Annotated in this window: 16 protein-coding genes; 9 read left to right on the top strand and 7 right to left on the bottom strand. The window is 71.9% G+C overall.

The window, feature by feature from the left end; all coding sequences use genetic code 11:
- The first annotated feature begins 2 nt into the window (after positions 1 to 2).
- Both ABFX54_RS46680 and ABFX54_RS46685 read left to right on the top strand, forming a co-directional pair.
- Positions 3 to 989, top strand: coding sequence for a WD40 repeat domain-containing protein (locus ABFX54_RS46680; RefSeq protein WP_346113520.1), 987 nt, complete (start codon positions 3 to 5; stop codon positions 987 to 989).
- Between the two features lie 67 nt (positions 990 to 1,056).
- Positions 1,057 to 1,605 (top strand): CGNR zinc finger domain-containing protein, encoded by a 549-nt coding sequence (locus ABFX54_RS46685; RefSeq protein WP_346113521.1) that lies wholly within the window; start codon positions 1,057 to 1,059, stop codon positions 1,603 to 1,605.
- Here ABFX54_RS46685 and ABFX54_RS46690 read toward each other — a convergent pair whose 3' ends face one another.
- Positions 1,606 to 2,967, bottom strand: coding sequence for an MFS transporter (locus ABFX54_RS46690; RefSeq protein ID WP_346113522.1), 1,362 nt, complete (start codon positions 2,965 to 2,967; stop codon positions 1,606 to 1,608).
- 273 nt (positions 2,968 to 3,240) lie between these two features.
- Positions 3,241 to 4,008: a VOC family protein gene (locus ABFX54_RS46695; protein ID WP_346113523.1), complete on the bottom strand. Its 768-nt coding sequence runs from the start codon at positions 4,006 to 4,008 to the stop codon at positions 3,241 to 3,243.
- Positions 4,009 to 4,190: 182 nt separating this feature from the next.
- Between ABFX54_RS46695 and ABFX54_RS46700 the strand changes: the two genes are divergently transcribed.
- Positions 4,191 to 4,820, top strand: a complete 630-nt coding sequence (locus ABFX54_RS46700) for an alpha-ketoglutarate-dependent dioxygenase AlkB (RefSeq protein WP_346113524.1) — start codon at positions 4,191 to 4,193, stop codon at positions 4,818 to 4,820.
- Between the two features lie 63 nt (positions 4,821 to 4,883).
- Here ABFX54_RS46700 and ABFX54_RS46705 read toward each other — a convergent pair whose 3' ends face one another.
- From ABFX54_RS46705 to ABFX54_RS46720, 4 genes are all read right to left on the bottom strand, one after another.
- On the bottom strand, positions 4,884 to 5,939 hold the full coding sequence (locus tag ABFX54_RS46705; RefSeq protein ID WP_346113526.1) for a WD40/YVTN/BNR-like repeat-containing protein: 1,056 nt from the start codon (positions 5,937 to 5,939) through the stop codon (positions 4,884 to 4,886).
- Positions 5,940 to 5,949: 10 nt separating this feature from the next.
- Entirely contained in the window at positions 5,950 to 6,828 is an 879-nt protein-coding gene (locus tag ABFX54_RS46710) for an alpha/beta fold hydrolase (protein ID WP_346113527.1), read from the bottom strand.
- Positions 6,825 to 7,337, bottom strand: a complete 513-nt coding sequence (locus ABFX54_RS46715; protein WP_346113528.1) for a GbsR/MarR family transcriptional regulator — start codon at positions 7,335 to 7,337, stop codon at positions 6,825 to 6,827. The genes ABFX54_RS46710 and ABFX54_RS46715 overlap by 4 nt, the downstream gene beginning before the upstream one ends.
- Positions 7,338 to 7,451: 114 nt before the next feature.
- Positions 7,452 to 8,312, bottom strand: a complete 861-nt coding sequence (locus ABFX54_RS46720) for a D-alanyl-D-alanine carboxypeptidase family protein (RefSeq protein WP_346113529.1) — start codon at positions 8,310 to 8,312, stop codon at positions 7,452 to 7,454.
- A gap of 260 nt (positions 8,313 to 8,572) precedes the next feature.
- On the opposite strand from ABFX54_RS46720, the gene ABFX54_RS46725 reads away from it, so the two are divergent.
- Together ABFX54_RS46725 and ABFX54_RS46730 are read left to right on the top strand one after the other, a co-directional pair.
- Positions 8,573 to 9,262 carry a DUF6348 family protein gene (locus ABFX54_RS46725; RefSeq protein ID WP_346113530.1) on the top strand — a complete coding sequence of 230 codons (690 nt, stop codon included), beginning with the start codon at positions 8,573 to 8,575 and terminating at the stop codon, positions 9,260 to 9,262.
- Between the two features lie 187 nt (positions 9,263 to 9,449).
- Complete coding sequence (locus tag ABFX54_RS46730) at positions 9,450 to 10,463, top strand: LacI family DNA-binding transcriptional regulator (RefSeq protein WP_428834648.1); 1,014 nt, start codon at positions 9,450 to 9,452, stop codon at positions 10,461 to 10,463.
- 39 nt (positions 10,464 to 10,502) lie between these two features.
- On the opposite strand, the gene arfA is transcribed toward ABFX54_RS46730, so the two are convergent.
- The gene (gene arfA, locus ABFX54_RS46735) at positions 10,503 to 11,993 is read right to left on the bottom strand and encodes an arabinosylfuranosidase ArfA (protein WP_346113531.1); all 1,491 of its coding nucleotides are present in this window, start codon (positions 11,991 to 11,993) and stop codon (positions 10,503 to 10,505) included.
- Positions 11,994 to 12,296: 303 nt separating this feature from the next.
- Here arfA and ABFX54_RS46740 point away from each other — a divergent pair, with 303 nt between their 5' ends.
- The 4 genes from ABFX54_RS46740 to ABFX54_RS46755 all read left to right on the top strand — a co-directional run bounded on the left by ABFX54_RS46740 (position 12,297) and on the right by ABFX54_RS46755 (position 15,865).
- Positions 12,297 to 13,631, top strand: a complete 1,335-nt coding sequence (locus ABFX54_RS46740; RefSeq protein WP_346113533.1) for an extracellular solute-binding protein — start codon at positions 12,297 to 12,299, stop codon at positions 13,629 to 13,631.
- A gap of 31 nt (positions 13,632 to 13,662) precedes the next feature.
- On the top strand, positions 13,663 to 14,583 hold the full coding sequence (locus ABFX54_RS46745; RefSeq protein ID WP_346113534.1) for a carbohydrate ABC transporter permease: 921 nt from the start codon (positions 13,663 to 13,665) through the stop codon (positions 14,581 to 14,583).
- Positions 14,580 to 15,413 carry a carbohydrate ABC transporter permease gene (locus tag ABFX54_RS46750; RefSeq protein WP_346113535.1) on the top strand — a complete coding sequence of 278 codons (834 nt, stop codon included), beginning with the start codon at positions 14,580 to 14,582 and terminating at the stop codon, positions 15,411 to 15,413. The genes ABFX54_RS46745 and ABFX54_RS46750 overlap by 4 nt, the downstream gene beginning before the upstream one ends.
- 209 nt (positions 15,414 to 15,622) lie before the next feature.
- Positions 15,623 to 15,865: a hypothetical protein gene (locus ABFX54_RS46755; RefSeq protein WP_346113536.1), complete on the top strand. Its 243-nt coding sequence runs from the start codon at positions 15,623 to 15,625 to the stop codon at positions 15,863 to 15,865.
- The last annotated feature ends 129 nt before the right edge of the window (positions 15,866 to 15,994 follow it).

The following is a 15,994-nucleotide window of genomic DNA, read 5'->3' on the forward strand; positions in this document are numbered from 1 at the left end:
GCATGCGCACCAAGATCCTCTCAGCCCTGACTCCGGTGCTCGCCCTGACCACGGCAATTGCCCTGGTCTGGCCGGCGCCCGCCCAGGCCCACGTCTCCGGGCACGCCCATGACAGCATCCGCTACGCCTCCATCAAGAGCTGCCCGATCAAGGGCGGCGGCGCCAGACCGTGCGGCTCGTGGCGGCTCGTCATGCACAGCGGCGCGAAGAGCACCCTGCCCGACGCGCAGACGCTCGCGCTGGAGGCCGACGGCTCCGCCAACCGTTACGTGCCGGCCCCCATCGCGGTCAGCGGGAACGGGCGGCGGGTGGCGTACTTCACCAAGAAGGGCCGCCTGGCCGTGCGGACGCTCGGCGGCGGGGTCACGCTGCTCGCCAAGGACGCGCTGCCGAAGCGGGCCCAGTACGAGGTCACGCTGGCGCTGTCCGACGACGGCGCCCGGCTGGCCGCCTCCCCGCGCGGCGACAGGCCGGCCGGCACGCGGATCTTCGACACGGCGACGGGCGAGCAGCTCGGCGTCCTTCCGCCCGAGGCGACGGTGGCCGGGTTCAGCGGCGACGGTGGCGAGCTGATCGCCACCATCCAGGCCGACGAGTCCGTCACCGAGCTGGCCGCCTACTCCGAGACCGGCGAGGAGTTGAGCCGGGTCACGCCGCCACAGGTCATCGCGGCCAACCTGCCACCGGCGCTCGCCGCCGACGGGCGCACCGCGGCGATCCTGGTGGGCGGGGCGAAGGCGCAGACGGTGATGTACGACATGGCGGGTGACCAGGTGGGGGAGCGCCGGCGGGTCAAGTTGCCGGCCGGGCACGTCCACATGCTCGACTGGACCGGCGACCATGAGCTGACCGCCCACCTGATCAGCGAGCCGGGCGGGAAGACGAGGATGACGATCGTGCGGATCGACACGGGGAACGGCTCGGTCAAGATCAGGGACCGCTACACGATCCTCCCCGACTCGTTCGTCTTCGCCGCCTGCGGCGGCTGACCGATCCGACGGGGCTGACCGGCCTGCGGCGGCTGGGCAGTCCGTGGCGGGGACATACGCTTTGCTGGTGGAGGTTCACTCGACCAAGGCGATGGCCGCGCGGGCCGTCGACCTGTGCGTGGCGCTGCTGCACGAGCAGCCGTCGATCGAGTCGGTGTCGCGGGTCCTGCGGGCGTACGGCGAGCTCGGCGCTCCCGGCACGGGGGACCTCGGCCTGGGGGAGGACGACGTGCGCGCGATGCGTTCGGCGGCGGCCCGGCTGCGCGAGGTGTTCGGCGCGGCCATCCCCGGCGAGGCGTCGGCCCTGCTCAACCGGCTCCTCGCGGAGTCGGCCAAGCCGCCCAGGCTGACCGACCACGGCGGCACGACGACCTGGCACGTCCACGTCGACAGCAGCGACGACGACGCGCCATGGGGTGAGTGGTTCCTGGCGTCGTCGGCGATGGCGCTGGCGGTGCTGCTGGCCGACCACCAGCGGGTGCCCGGCGGGCTGTGCGCCTCGGCGAGCTGCGGCCGTCCGTTCCTCGACCTGGGCGGCGGCAGTCCCCGCCGCTACTGCAGCACCCGCTGCGCCACCCGCGAACGCGTCGCCGCCCACCGAGCCCGCACCGCCTGATCAGCCGAGCCTCACGTCGCCGGGGGACGAGCGGCCGCGTGGCAGCAGCACCGCGGCGGCTGTCGCCTGCAGTGCCGCGCCGGCCAGGAGGGCGAAACCGACGTCGTACGCCGCCAGCGGCCCGGCCAGTGCGGAACCGAGGGCGAACGAGGTGATCTTGACGCTGGCCGCCGTGGTGAACACCTGGCTGCGCAGCCGTGCGGGCGCCTCGCGGTGTCGTACGGCGAAGAGCGCCGTCAGTTGCGGACCCTCACCCAGCCCCGCCACCACGGCTCCCACGACCGCCACCCAGAACGTCCCGGAGACGGCGAGCACCACCATCCCTGCCCCCAGCACCGCCGTCCCCGCCGCCTGCACCACATCCCAGAACCGCGCCCCGGGACCGTTCTCCGAAGGTCGGGCCACGTCCCCGGCCTGCTCGGCCACGTCCCACGGCTGCGACGCCTCGGCGCGGGCGGGTTTTCTCGGCCGGGTCAGGGCGGCGAGCACCGCGTTGGCGCCGAGACCGGCGGCGGCGGTGACGGCCAGCAGCAGCGCGCCGTGGCCGCTCTCCCCGGTCAGCCGCTCACCCAGCACGGGCACGGACACGACCAGCATGGCCAGCCCGCAGCACGACACCATCGACCCGATGGTGGCCCGCCGCAACGCCGCGTTCCGCACGATGGCCGCCACCCCGGCCCGCACCTCGGCCCGCACCACCCCCGCCTTCGCGCGGACGGCCCGCGCTGGGGACTCGCTGCGGCCTGTGCCCGAGCGCACCTCGCTTCCGGTGCCCACGCGAGCTCCGTGGTCTGTGCCTTCGGGCAGCACGGGGCCGCTGCGCGTGGGCAGTCCGTACGCGGCCGGCAGGGCCGCGATCAGCAGCGCGGCGGACACCAGCACCGCCGCCCCACCCCCGCCGGCGGCGGCCACGGCCCCGACCAGCGCCGGCCCGGCCAGCCCTGCGACGTTGTAGCTCATCGAGTCCAGTGCCGTGGCCCGGCCCAGCCGCCCCTGACCGGCCACCAGGGGCAACTGCGCCGTCCACCCGCCCGTGAGCGCGGGTCCCAGCAGCCCGGTCACGACCGCCGGCCCGACCACGACCGCGTCCGGCACCCGTCCCAGCAGGGCGAGGATCAGCAGCAGCCCGGCCGCGTACCCGAGCAGGCACGACGCCAGCAGCCGCCCCGGCCGCGCCGACCGGTCGAGCAGCACCCCGAGCAGCGGCCCTCCGGCGGCGCCCGACACCGTCAGCCCGGCCAGCAGCAACGACGCGGGCACGGGCGACCCGGTGACGGCCAGCCCCATCACGAGCAGGGCGGGCCCGGACATCTCATCACCGGTACGCGCGGAGACGGCTCCGACCATGTAACGGAATAACACTGGCAAGACGTTACACGAGGGCGCGTGCCGATGTTAGGAGAGGGGGGTCAAGGGAATGAGTACCCGCAGTCGAACTCCCTGAGCTGGGGAAACCGCTCACGCCGGGGAGGGCCGGCCTGCGCGGGCTGCGTGCGCGCAGGCCGGCCCCATACCCCCGCCCACTCAGGTCGCTCCCTCAATCCACCGCCCACACGGGCAAACCTCTCAATCCTCCCGTTCGCTCAGGCCGGTTCCTCCCGTTCGCTCGGGCCGGCCTCACGAACCTCCGTCCGTTCAGGCCGAGCTGGTGATGACCGCGAACCGCGCCCCGAACGGGTCGGCGAGGAACGCGATCCGCCCCGCCCCCTCCGTCGTCGCCGGCGCGGTCCGTACGGTGGCGCCCAGCCCCTGCGCCAGCTCCACCGTGGCGTCGCAGTCGGGCACCTCGAAGTACGGCAGCCAGTGCGGCTCCTCGCCCGCCTCCAGGGTGGCGATGCCGGCCATCGCCGACGACTCGTCCCTCTGGGCGGGCGAGATCACGGGGTAGGTGGCCTCGCCCATCGGCAGGTCCTCGATCCGCCAGCCGAAGACCGACTCGTAGAAGCCCCTGATCCCGCCGGGGTCGGGGACGTGCAGTTCGACCCACCCGAGCGAGCCGGGCTTCGTGACCAGCCCGAGCCCCCGGGTCGCGCCCGGCTGCCAGACGGCGAACGACGCCCCGGCCGGATCGGCGAAGACGGCCATCCGGCCCTGCCCCTGGATGTCGAACGGCGCCGCCAGCACCCTGCCGCCCGCCTGCTCGACGGCCTTGGCCACGGTGTCGGCGTCGGGCGTGTGGAAGTAGGTCAGCCACGCGGGCGCGCCCCTGCCGGGGGTGTTCCGGCTGATCCCGGCGACCGTCCTGCCGTCGACCTGGCAGAAGCGGTAGTCGCGGTGCTCGGGCCCGAGCGAGAGTGACCGCCAGCCGAACAGCGCGGTGTAGAAGGCGTCGGCCGCCTCCACGTCGGGGGCGGCGACGTCGAGCCAGCTGGGGGTGCCCGGAGTGAAGTCGGTGGTGAGCATGGCCTGCTCCTTCGCGTGACGAAGCGGCGGGTGGCCGTCTTCGCCTCTGGATGCGGTCGGAGGGGGCGACGCCACTCGTATCCGGCGTCTCACAGCGTGACACGATCCGCCGATCGCCGCGAGCCATGCGACAGAATAGGTAAATCGAATGGATGTTTGAACAATGGCATACACTCGACACCATGACAGCCGCGTTCCAAGCTTCTCTGCTCGATCTCGACGCCGAGCTCGGGCTCGGTCCGCTCGACGGCGCCGTCCACCGCACCCACCTCGCCCACGGCGCCTGGATCGACCTGGGACAGGGCTGGCTGTCGGGGGCCGACGCGCTGTTCGAGCGGCTGGCGGAGCGGGTGCCGTGGCGGGCCGAGCGGCGGCGCATGTACGACAAGGTGGTGGAGGTGCCGCGGCTGCTGAAGTTCTACGACGAGGGCGAGACCCTGCCCGACCCCGTCCTCGCCGAGGCCAGGCGCGCGCTCGACGCCTACTACGGGCCGGAGCTGGGCGAGCCGTTCCGTACGGCCGGGCTCTGCTTCTACCGCGACGGCCGTGACAGCGTGGCCTGGCACGGCGACACGATCGGCCGGGGCAGCACGGAGGACACCATGGTCGCGATCATCTCGGTCGGCAGCCCTCGCTCGTTGCTCCTGCGTCCGCGCGGCGGCGGCCCTTCGATCCGGCGCGACCTGGGACACGGCGACCTCATCGTGATGGGCGGGAGCTGCCAGCGCACCTGGGAGCACGCCGTCCCGAAGACCACCCGCCCCGCGGGCCCCCGCATCAGCATCCAGTTCCGCCCCCGGGGCGTCCGCTGACCGGAGGTGTCTCCGCACGTGATGCGGGAGCCGCCTCGATGGGAAGTCCCGCGCGACGCGCGGCTACTTGAGCACGAGCCGTCCCACGCGGCCCTGTTCGCCGGAGGCCCAGCAGGTCAGGTCCCTGGTGCAGGACACCGTGTCGAACGAGCCGCTGTCGAACGTCTCCCAGTTCCTCCCACCTGAATACGTCACGTCGCTCCCCGACGGCCCCACCGCGACGGCCGCGAACGGCAGGTGCGGCAGCCAGGCGACGCCCGACCGGTACGCGGGCGGCGGCGCCGACGACGGGTGCCAGGTGCGTCCGCCGTCCCTGGTGGCCGCCCCCGCGCTGGGCGACTGCTGGTCCGGGCGGTAGTCGCCGCCGACCGCGATGCCCCGGTGACGGTCGCGGAAGGCGAGGCCGAAGACGCCGCGCGCCGGGTCGCCGGCCGGGATCGGCGTGTCGGTCACCGTCCACGTACGCCCGCGGTCACCCGAGTGGAACACCCGCGCCCGCTCCGCCCCGCCGGCGGCCAGCCAGACGTCACGGGAGCCAGAGGCGACCAGGCACTGCCCGCTCGCCGCGAACCCGGCCTCCCCGGGCAGCGCGTCGGGCATCCCGTCCGCGGGCAGCACCTGCCAGCTGCGCCCGCCGTCGTCCGTGGCCAGGATCCGGAACCGGCCGTCCACCGGGTCGCTCATCGCCAGCCCGTGGCGCCGGTCGAAGAAGGCCAGGCAGTCGTAGAAGGCCCGGGGCTCGTCGTTCCTGAACGTCTCCGCCCACGTGCGTCCCCCGTCCTCCGTACGGTAGACGCGCGAGTCGGTGCCCTCGCCGATCGACAGCGCCACGGCGCGGTCGGCGTCGAACGCCTCGATGTCGCGGAACTGCAGCGCCTCCGTGCCGGGCGGCGAGACGTTCCGCCAGGTACGCCCGCCGTTCACGGTCCTGAGCACGACGCCGCCCGAGCCCGAGGCCCACACGACGTTCCCGCTGACCGGCGACAGGCCGCGCAGGCGCTCGGTCGTTCCCGTCTGCTTGAGCTCCCAGCCGAGCCGGGGCGGGCCGGCCTGGGCGGGCAGCGGGGCGGTGAGCACGAGGGCCGCTGACAGGGCGCCTAACGCGATGCGAAGCTTCATGTCGGGCAAACTAGCCCAAAGGATCAGCGCCGTCCATGGGCCGCAGGAACCCGGCGATGAGGGCGTTGACCTGGGCGGGCGCCTGCCGGTTCGACCAGTGGCCGACGCCTCTGAGCAGCTCGAACCGGCCGCCGGGGATGAGCGCGGCGGCGTCCCTGGCGCGGGCGGGTGGAACGCCGACGTCCTTGTCGCCCTGGATGATCAGCGTGGGGCAGGCGATCTCGCGCAGGCGCGGGCGCAGGTCGACGCGCATGCGCAGGGGGCCGATGGAGGCGTTCTGCCAGTCGGACGAGCCCGCGCCGCCCTCACGGACCTCCTCCTCGATCTCGTCAACGATGTCCTCGAAGTCCGGTACGGGCCCCGCGAACAGCGCCTTCCTGGCAAACCCGGCGATCCGCTCCCTGCTGCCCAGCATGGCCGTCGGCAGCACGGTGTTGAGCAGGGGCAGCCTGGCGGTGAGCCAGAGGGCCTGGTGCACGACGGGCGGGAACGACAGGATGCCGGCCGGGGCCAGCGCCACCAGCCGATCGACGCGGCCGGGATGCTGGATGGCGGTGGCCAGGGCGAGCGCGCCGCCCTGGGAGAGCCCGACGAGGGCGGCCGAGCTCAGGCCGAAGCGGTCGAGCACGTCGGTGACGCAGCGCAGCATGCGCTCGTGGGTGACCCGGCCGCTCCAGGGCCGGCTCTGGCCCTGTTTCGGCCAGTCGAGCGCGAGCACGTGGTGGTCGCCGGCCAGGACGGGGATGAGGTGACGCCAGCTCAGCAGGGCGTTGTCCACCCCCGCGCCGCTCAGCAGCAGCACCGGCGGCTCGCCCGGCTCGCCGGCACTGTGGACGCTCGCGCGGCCTTCCGGGCTGGTCAGGTACGTGCTGCGCAGCTCACCCGTCATGAGCCCTCCTCCCGAACTCCGGCGACGGGCTCGGCGTCCGGTCCGCCCAGCCGGGCGCGGTGGGTCTCCCATCGCTGCCAGAGCGCGGGCAGCTCTCCCTCCAGGAACCGGTACAGCTCGTGCACGTTCTCCAGCCGTTCCCGCCGGACGGGGGAGCCGCCGGCGAGCACCCGCAGCCCGTTCTCGGTGATCTGCCGGAACGCGGCCGTCTTCGCGTAACGGGTGGCCAGCATCCGGCTCCAGCCGTCGGCGGCGATGCGGAAGTACTCCTGCCGGTCGCCCCGCCGCCGCACCCCCTCGACCAGCCCGCTCGGCGTCAGCAGCCGGGTGGCGCTGCTGATCGAGCTGCGGCTGGCCCCCAGCGCGTCGGACAGCTGGGCCGCGCTCTGCTCGGGAGGGTCGCTGATGAGCAGCCAGCCGATCACTCGGCCGGGGATCAGCGGCATGCCCTCACGCGCGAAGAACACCGCGACGTCGTCGACGAACTCCAGCTCTGCTTCCGTGGCCATATCTCCACACTACGGTCATTGCAGTCACAACTGCAATGACTGCATCAACGGTCAGGAAGTCCCGGTACGATCCCGTGGCCGCCTCCATCGTCGAGGCGGCCGCGCGGACGATCGTCAGGCGGCCTCGCGGGCGGTCGCGCCCCAGGACAGCAGCGCCTGCGCGGTGTCGAAACGCCGGCTGGAGACGGACTCGTCGAGCAGCACGCCGACCAGCGTCCGCCCGTCCGACTCGCCCGCGAACGCCAGGCAGTAGCCCGCCGCCCGGGTGAACCCGGTCTTGAGCCCGATCGCCCCAGGCGTGCGGAGCAGGCGGTTGGTGTTGCGCCACTCGTAGTACCGGTGGCCGTCGCCGGCGTCGAGCTCGTGCCAGCGCGTGCCCGCCACCTGCTTGATCAGCGGCACCCGCAGCGCGGCGGCCGCGAGCACGGCCTGGTCCCTGGCGGTGGAGAAGCCGTCGCCGCGCGGCGTGGGCAGGCCGTCGGCGTTGACGTACTCGGTGTCGTTCATGCCGAGTTCGCGGGCGGTGGCGTTCATCTTGGCCACGAAGCCCTTGACGCCGGGGCCGTACGTGCGGGCCAGCGCGTGGGCGGCGTCGGCACCGGAGGGCAGCATGAGGCCGTACATGAGCTCGCCGACCGTGATCCGGTCGCCGGGGCGCAGGTCGGCGGTGGTGCCGCCGCCGTCTTCCGCGTACGCGACGTCCTCGCGCCTGATCCGCACGACGTCCGTGGGCTTGGCGTTCTTCAGCACCACGTACGCGGTCATGGTCTTGGTGAGGCTGGCGATCGGCATCCGTTCGCCGCCGTGCTTGTCGAGGAGTACGGCGCCGGAGGCGGCGTCCATCAGGTAGGCGGCGCGGCCGCGTACGGTGGGGGCGTCATCGAGGGTGACGGCCTCCGCGGCGGTTCGGCCGATGATCGGGGTGGCATGCGCGGGCGCGGTGAGTCCTGTGACCAGGGCAAGTGCGCCTGCCATGGCAGCCAGAAAAGCTTTCCGGTAACGCATCAGCCCAGAGTGCCGCCGGATTTGGCGTGCTCTTGCCACAATGCACGACATATTGTGACAAATCAAACGAAAAGACCGATATAGCCGTGTAAATCCGTACGGTAAATCTTTTGCCGCAGAGGGCGGTGGTGACGCGAATGTGCCCCCGGCGCGCACGTGGCGCCGGCACGCGAGATGATCAACACGACTAGCCTGGCAGGTGTCGAGGGATCGCGACCGAGGGGTGGGGCATGGACGGCGTGCGGCCGGCGGACGACGTGGTGCTCGGCATGGTCGCCGGGCGCCTGAGCGCGGCCATGGGCCGGCCGTGGGAGGTCCGCGACGGCCTGGCCAAGGGCCCCGGCAGGGTCGCGGTGCGGCTCGGCGGCGACGGCCACCCCGGCGCCCCCGGCCATCTCGACCTCGACTTCGTGCTCGACGTCGAGCACCCGGAGCGCGCCACGATCGCCGACTGCGTGGCCGGCTACGGCGCCACCACCGAGGAGGCCGTCGAGCGGGCCGTGCAGGTGTGGCTGGGCACCACCGGCAGCGCGCTGCTGGAGCTCCTCGTCCACGACGGCTCCCACGCCGGCCACTTCGCCTCCGGCGACCCCGACGGCTTCCCCGGCCGGCACGCCATCCACGGCGGCATCACCGGCTGGGGCACGGGCGACGACCACGACGCCGTCCAGCGGTGGGCGGTCCAGCACGTGCTGCTGCCGCACCTGGCCCCGGCGCTGAAGGGCGCGTTCGAACGGGAGGAGCTGGTGGGCGTCAAGGCGTTCTTCGGCGGCGGCGAGGGCGGCGAGACCGCCGAGATCCGGGTCAACGGCGACCACCACGAGGCGGGTTCGCGGGCGCTGGCTGAGCTCGACTGGCCGCGCCCGGCGAACGGCGTCTCCTACGCCCGCACGTTCGTCCTGCTCGTCCACGAGGACTGAGCTCTCGCCGCGAGGGTCTCGCCGTAGGGGCTGCGATCTCGTCCGCGAGGGTCTCGCCGTGGGGGCTGCGATCTCGTCCGCGAGGGCCGAGCTCTCGCCGCGCCGGACGGACGTCCGGGGCCGCGCATATTGATCGCGCGCGGGCCCCCTCCGCCTGTTAGCGTTACCGCTGAGGGGGTGAGCCGCGGTGAAAGCCAAACCCGGCCGGCCGGCGGTGCTCATGGACGTCGCCGTACTCGCCGGAGTCTCCACGATGACCGTCTCGCGGGTGCTCAACTCGCCCGACCTCGTCCGCGCCGAGACCAGGGCCAGGGTGCTGGCCGCCGTGCGCGAGCTCGACTACCGGCCCAACCAGGCCGCCCGCCAGCTCGTCACCGGCCGTTCCGGCGTGCTCGGCGTGGTCAGCATCGACACCACGCTCTACGGCCCCGCCTCCACCCTCTACTGCATCGAGCAGGCCGCCAGGCACGCCGGCTACAACGTCAGCATCGCCAGCCTCAGCTCGCTCAACCGCAGGTCGATGGAGGAGGGCGTGCAGCGGCTGCGCACGCAGGCGGTCGACGGTGTGATCATCGTCGCGCCCCACGAGTCGGCCGCCGACGGGCTGCGTCACCTGCCGCCCGAGATGCCGGTGGTCGCGGTGGACGCCGGCGACGACATCCCCGTACCCGTGGCCAAGGTGGACCAGGCGGCCGGCGCCGCCCGGGTCACGCGACACCTGCTCAGCCTCGGCCACCGCAGCGTCTGGCACGTGGCCGGGCCCGCCGACTGGCTCGACGCCAACGGCCGCATCGAGGGCTGGCGCGGCGTCCTGGAGGCGGCCGGGCGGCCGGTCCCCGACGTGCTGCGCGGCGACTGGAGCGCCCGCTCCGGCTACCAGCTCGGCCGCCGTCTGGCCGAGGATTCCGACGTCAGCGCCGTGTTCGTGGCCAACGACCAGATGGCGCTCGGCGTGCTGAGGGCGCTGCGCGAGGCGGGGCGGCGGGTGCCGGAAGACGTCAGCGTGGCCGGGTTCGACGACATCCCCGAATCGGCGTACTTCTGGCCGCCGCTCACCACCGTGCGCCAGGACTTCGGCGCGGTCGGCAGGCACGCCTTCCACATGCTGCTCGACCGGATGGCGGGCGCCGAGCCCGAGGCGCGGCGGCTGATCGAGCCCGAGCTGGTCGTCCGCGAGAGCACCGGCGCCGTCCCAGCCTGATCACGAGCCCGAGCCGGTCGTACGCGAAGAATCCCGGCGCTATCCCAGCCTGATCACGTTCCAGGAGACCGGGGGCAGCAGCACGCGCGCCGGGTCGTGCTCGACGTCCGGGTTCGGCCTGGGCGCGATCCGGCCGGGGTCGTCGGCCGTGTTGCGGGCGTAGACGTCGGCGTCCGTGAGCGTGGTGGCCTCGACGATCCGCACCCCGCCGAGCGCCCGCGCGTCGATCTCCAGCGACATCGGCGCGTCGATCGAGCGGTTGACGGCGAACAGCGTCGTGCCCTTTCCGTCGTGCGTGGCCACCGCGTCCATCAGCGGCACCTCGCCGTACACCTTCGTCTCGTACGCCGGCGCGACCGGCTCGACCCGCAGCACGTCGCCGGCGGCGTACCGGGACGCCTGCGCGAACGGATGGAAGGTCGTCTGCCGCCAGGCCCGCCCGCCCGGCTCGGTCATGATCGGCGCGATCACGTTCACCAGCTGGGCCAGCGACGCGGCGGTCACCCGGTCGCTGTTGCGCAGCAGCGAGATCAGCAGGCCGCCGAAGGCGACCGCGTCGGCCAGGTGGTACTGGTCCTCCAGCAGCGGCGGCGCCACCGGCCAGTCCTCGGGGACGCCGGTGTCGTGGAAGCGCGACTGGTACCAGACGTTCCACTCGTCGAAGGAGATGTTGATCTTCTTGCGCGACTTCAGCCGCGCCCCGACGTGGTCGGCGGTGGCCACGACCGAGGCGATGAAGTAGTCCATGTCGGTCGAGCAGGCCAGGAAGCTGCCGAGGTCGCCGTCCTTCTCCTGGTAGTAGGCGTGGCAGGAGATGTGGTCCACCAGCTCGTACGTCTCCTCCAGCACCTCCGCCTCCCACGCGCCGAACGTGGGCATGCTCGAACTCGAACTGCCGCAGGCGACCAGCTCCAGACCCGGGTCCACCATGCGCATGGCGCGGGCGGTCTCGGCGGCCAGCCGGCCGTACTCGCGCGCCGTCTTGTGGCCGGTCTGCCAGGGGCCGTCCAGCTCGTTGCCCAGGCACCACATTTTGATGCCGTGCGGCTCCTTGGTGCCGTTCGCGATCCGCCGGTCGGAGAGCGCGGTGCCGGAGGGGTGGTTGCAGTATTCGAGCAGGTCGAGGGCCTCGGCGATGCCGCGTGTGCCGAGGTTGACGGCCATCATGGGCTCCACGCCCGCCCGGCGGCACCAGCGGACGAACTCGTCCACGCCGACCTCGTTCGTCTCGGTGCTGTGCCAGGCCAGGTCGAGCCGGCGCGGCCGCTCGGAGACCGGGCCGACGCCGTCCTCCCACCGGTAGCCGGAGACGAAGTTGCCGCCGGGGTAGCGGACGGTGGACACGCCGAGCTCCCTGGTCAGGTCGAGCACGTCGCGGCGGAAACCGTCCTCGTCGGCCGTCGGGTGGCCCGGCTCGTGGATGCCGGTGTACACGCAGCGCCCGAGATGTTCCACGAACGTGCCGAAGGTGCGCCGGTGCACGGGGGCGACCTTGAAGGCGGGATCGAGGGTGAGCTTGGCCTGATGCACGGAGGCGTCTCCCGGAGTTTCGCGGCCGTTACGTGGTCCCGATTGTTAGCGTTATCACAGGCCCGGGTCAAGGGGGCCGAGGCGCGCTCCAGGTCCCCGCAACCGGTTGCGAGCAGGCCCTTGACAGCCTGCTTGTTACCGCTAACACTCGGGTAACCCCGCTGAAACAATGGGGTCCGCGCGGTGACCTCCGCGATCCGGAGTGCTCGCCCACCAGCGCCTCCGTGAGAGAGGCGCCGATCATGCCTGCCTTGAATCCTCCGGTGTCAACGAGAACATAGCTGGTGCAGGAAGAGGCCCCCAGTGCTCGGTCCCCCCGACATCACCCGACGGCATCTCCTCGGCGGCAGCCTGGCCCTGCTCGGCGCCGCCGCCACGGGCTGCGCCATCCCCATGGGGCTCGGCTCGTCCCGGACCCGCGTCAAGTACTGGCACTTCCTCGGCGCGAGTGACGGCATCATCATGAACAAGATGGTCGGGGCGTTCGCGAAGGACAACCCCGGCATCTTCGTCGAGGAGAACGTGCTCCAGTGGGGTGAGCCCTTCTACACGAAGGTCGCGATGGCCGGCGCGGGCGGCCGCTCGCCCGACCTGGCCACCTTCCACCTGGCCCGGCTGGCCGGGATCGGCGCCGGCCAGATCCTCGACCCGATCGACGTCAGGCTGCTGGAGGAGGCCGGCCTGCGCGGCGCCGACTTCAGCCCGCCCATCTGGGAACGCGCCCACCTCGACGGCGTCCTCTACGCGATCCCGTTCGACGCCCACCCGATGGTCGAGTACTACAACACCGACATCTGCCGGCAGGCCGGGCTGCTCGGCCCGGACGGCAAGCTCGCGCCCACCAAGGGCGTGGACGAGCTGATCGCCCGGCTCACCAAGGCCAAGGACGTGATGGGCGGCAAGCCCCCGCTGGCCTTCGACGCGCTCGGCCTGGGCACCGTCGGGCCGTGGCGGGTGTGGTATTCGCTCTATCCGCAGAGCGGCGGCACCCTCGTGTCCGACGACGGCACCCAGGTCACCATCGACGACACCAAGGCGCTGGAGGCGCTGCGGCTGATGCAGCGGCTCGGCGAGGAAGGGCTGTGCGACTGGCGTACCGACTACGGCGCCTCCGTCGCCAAGTTCACCAACGGCGAGGCGGCGTTCCTGTGGAACGGCGACTGGGAGACCACCGGGCTCAAGGAACGCGGGACGCCGTTCAGCATGACGCGCTTCCCCAACGTCTTCGGCACCGGGGCCGCGCAGGCCGACTGCCACGCGTTCGTGCTGCCGCACCAGCGCTCCCGCGACCCCGAGGTCGAACGGGCCACCTACCGCTTCATCGCCTACCTGGTCAAGAACAGCGCCGACTGGGCGGTGGCCGGGCACGTGCCCGCGTACCTGCCGGCGCTGGAGGAGCCCGACTACCTGGCGCTGCAGCCGCAGTCGGAGTACCGCTCGGTCATCACCGAGGTCGCCCTCGACCCGCAGGTGTGGTTCGCCGGCTCCGCCTCGCGGATGTGGATCGAGTTCGGCGAGGCGTTCTCCCCGGTCATCGCCGGGACGCGTACCCCCGAGGAAGGGCTGGCCGCGGCGAAGGCGTCGCTGAACCGGCTGATGTCCGCCCCGAACCCCTTCCCCGACGAGGAGCGCTCATGACCGCGCCGGCCGAACCGACCAGGGAGGGCTCATGACCACCACCGTCGCGGCCCCGGCGACCGCCACCCCCGCGGCCAAGGCCAAGGTCCGGCGCGGCTGGACCCAGCACGGGCTGCTCTTCGTGGGGCCCTTCCTGCTCATCTACCTGGCCTTCCTGGTCTGGCCGACCATCCTCGGCTTCCAGATGAGCCTGTCGAGCGTCAACATCGCCGGCGGCAACAACCACTTCATCGGGTTCGACAACTACGCCGAGGCGTTCGCCGACCCGCGCATGTGGCGCTCGCTCTGGAACACGCTCGTCTTCACCGTGCTGAGCACGATCCCGCTGGTCCTGCTCGGCCTGGTGCTCGCGCTGCTGGTGCACAACGTGCGCTTCGTGCAGTGGCTGTGGCGGCTGTCGTTCTTCGGGCCGTTCCTGCTGCCGTCGGCCGTGATCGCCATCCTGTGGCTGCAGATGATCTACCCGCCCGACTACGGCCTGCTCAACGGCACGCTCGGCACCGACCTCCTCTGGCTGGGCGACCCGTCCACGGCCATGTGGTCGGTGGTGCTGACCACCGTCTGGTGGACGGTCGGCTTCAACTTCCTGCTCTACCTCGCCGCGCTCCAGTCGATCCCCGCGCACCTGTACGAGGCCGCCGCCATCGACGGCGCCTCCTCCTGGGACAAGCTGCGCTCCATCACGCTGCCGCTCCTGCGCCGTACGACGGTGCTCATCGTGGTGCTGCAACTGGTCGCCTCGCTCAAGGTCTTCGACCAGATCTACCTCATGACCGGCGGCGGCCCGCAGGACGCCACCCGGCCCATCATCGAGTACGCCTACGACGTCGGCTTCACCGGTTACCGCATCGGCTACGCCTCGGCCGTCTCGTACATCCTGTTCGTCCTGATCGTCATCGTCTCCCTGGCGCAGCTCCGGCTGTTCCGCAAGCGCGAGGAGGTCGCGTCGTGACCAAGCGGTTCAGCTTCAGCCAGCTCGTCCTGCTGGTGGCCGCGCTGGTGCTGGCGGTGATCTGGCTGGCTCCCATCGCCTGGGCCGTCGCCACCTCGCTCAAGCCCGAGTCCGAGACCACCAAGCTGCCGCTGGAATGGATCGGCAGCCGGATCACCTTCGACTCCTACGCGCTCGTCCTGGAGACCGGCGGCATCGTCAAGTGGGCGATCAACTCCACCGTCACCGCCGTGATCGTCACGTTCCTCACCGTGCTGTTCTCGGCGATGGCCGCGTACGGGTTCGCGCGCACGCAGTTCAAGGGCCAGCGCGCGCTGCTCGGCCTGATCCTCGCCGGCATCATGATCCCGCCCCAGGTCCTCATGGCCCCGCTCTTCGCCGAGATGGTCGCGTTGGGCCTGGTGGACACCTGGTGGGCGATCATCCTGCCCCAGGTCGCGGCCCCGCTCATCGTCTACATCCTGTTCAAGTTCTTCCAGGACGTGCCCCCCGAACTCGAACAGGCCGCCTTCGTCGACGGGGCCGGTCGCTGGCGCGTCTTCTTCACCATCGTCCTGCCCCTGTCGCGCCCGGTCCTGGCGGCCGTGTCGATCTTCACCTTCATCAACACCTGGAACAACTTCCTCTGGCCGTTCCTCGTCTCCACCGACCCGAACACGATGACCCTCCCGGTCGGGCTGGCCAACGTCGTCCAGGGCACCTTCGGCCTGCGTTACGCACAGATCATGGCCTCGGTGGTCCTGGCGGGCCTGCCGCTGCTGGTGGTCTTCGTCCTGTTCCAACGCCAGATCGTCCGGGGCGTGGCCCACACGGGCCTGGCCGGTCAATGACCCTCAGCGCCTCACCGGGGCCGCCGGCCGGCGCTGGCACCAGACGCGGCACGTCCCCGGCCGACCCATAGGCGAGCCTCAGCCCGCCCCAGCCGATCCGTTGGCCGAGCTCGGCGAACGGATCGTCCATGCGAGAGAGCCCTTGCTCTGCTCGGGGCAGACGGTCACTGTTTTTCACAGAAGCGATTCAGCGAGATGAGCTGCAGCGAGTGGCGCTCGGCGCGCTCTTGGTTCTGCTCCTCATTCCGGTTGTCGCCATCATGGCGCCCGCGTTCCCCATCCTGATCTGGCGGGCGGAGGGGCGTGAGTTCGTTCTCGCCCTGTCCGACAAGGTCACAGAACTCGCCCGGGCGCTCGTCCCACAGGACGATAGCAACGACAAGCCTGTCGAAGGCGAGGGCCTCAAGCTCGCTCGGGCTGATCAACAGGGCATCAACTCGGCAGCGAGCTGAGCGGGATGCCGTCAACCTCGGACAACAAGAAACCCCAGCTCCCGGCGTCTGCCGTGAGCTGGGGTTTCGACTTCTGGTGGACGATACTGGGATTGAACCAGTGACCTCTTCCGTGTCAGGGAAGCGCTC

The organism is Nonomuraea maheshkhaliensis (assembly GCF_039529435.1).
GTDB classification, from domain to species: Bacteria; Actinomycetota; Actinomycetes; order Streptosporangiales; family Streptosporangiaceae; genus Nonomuraea; species Nonomuraea maheshkhaliensis.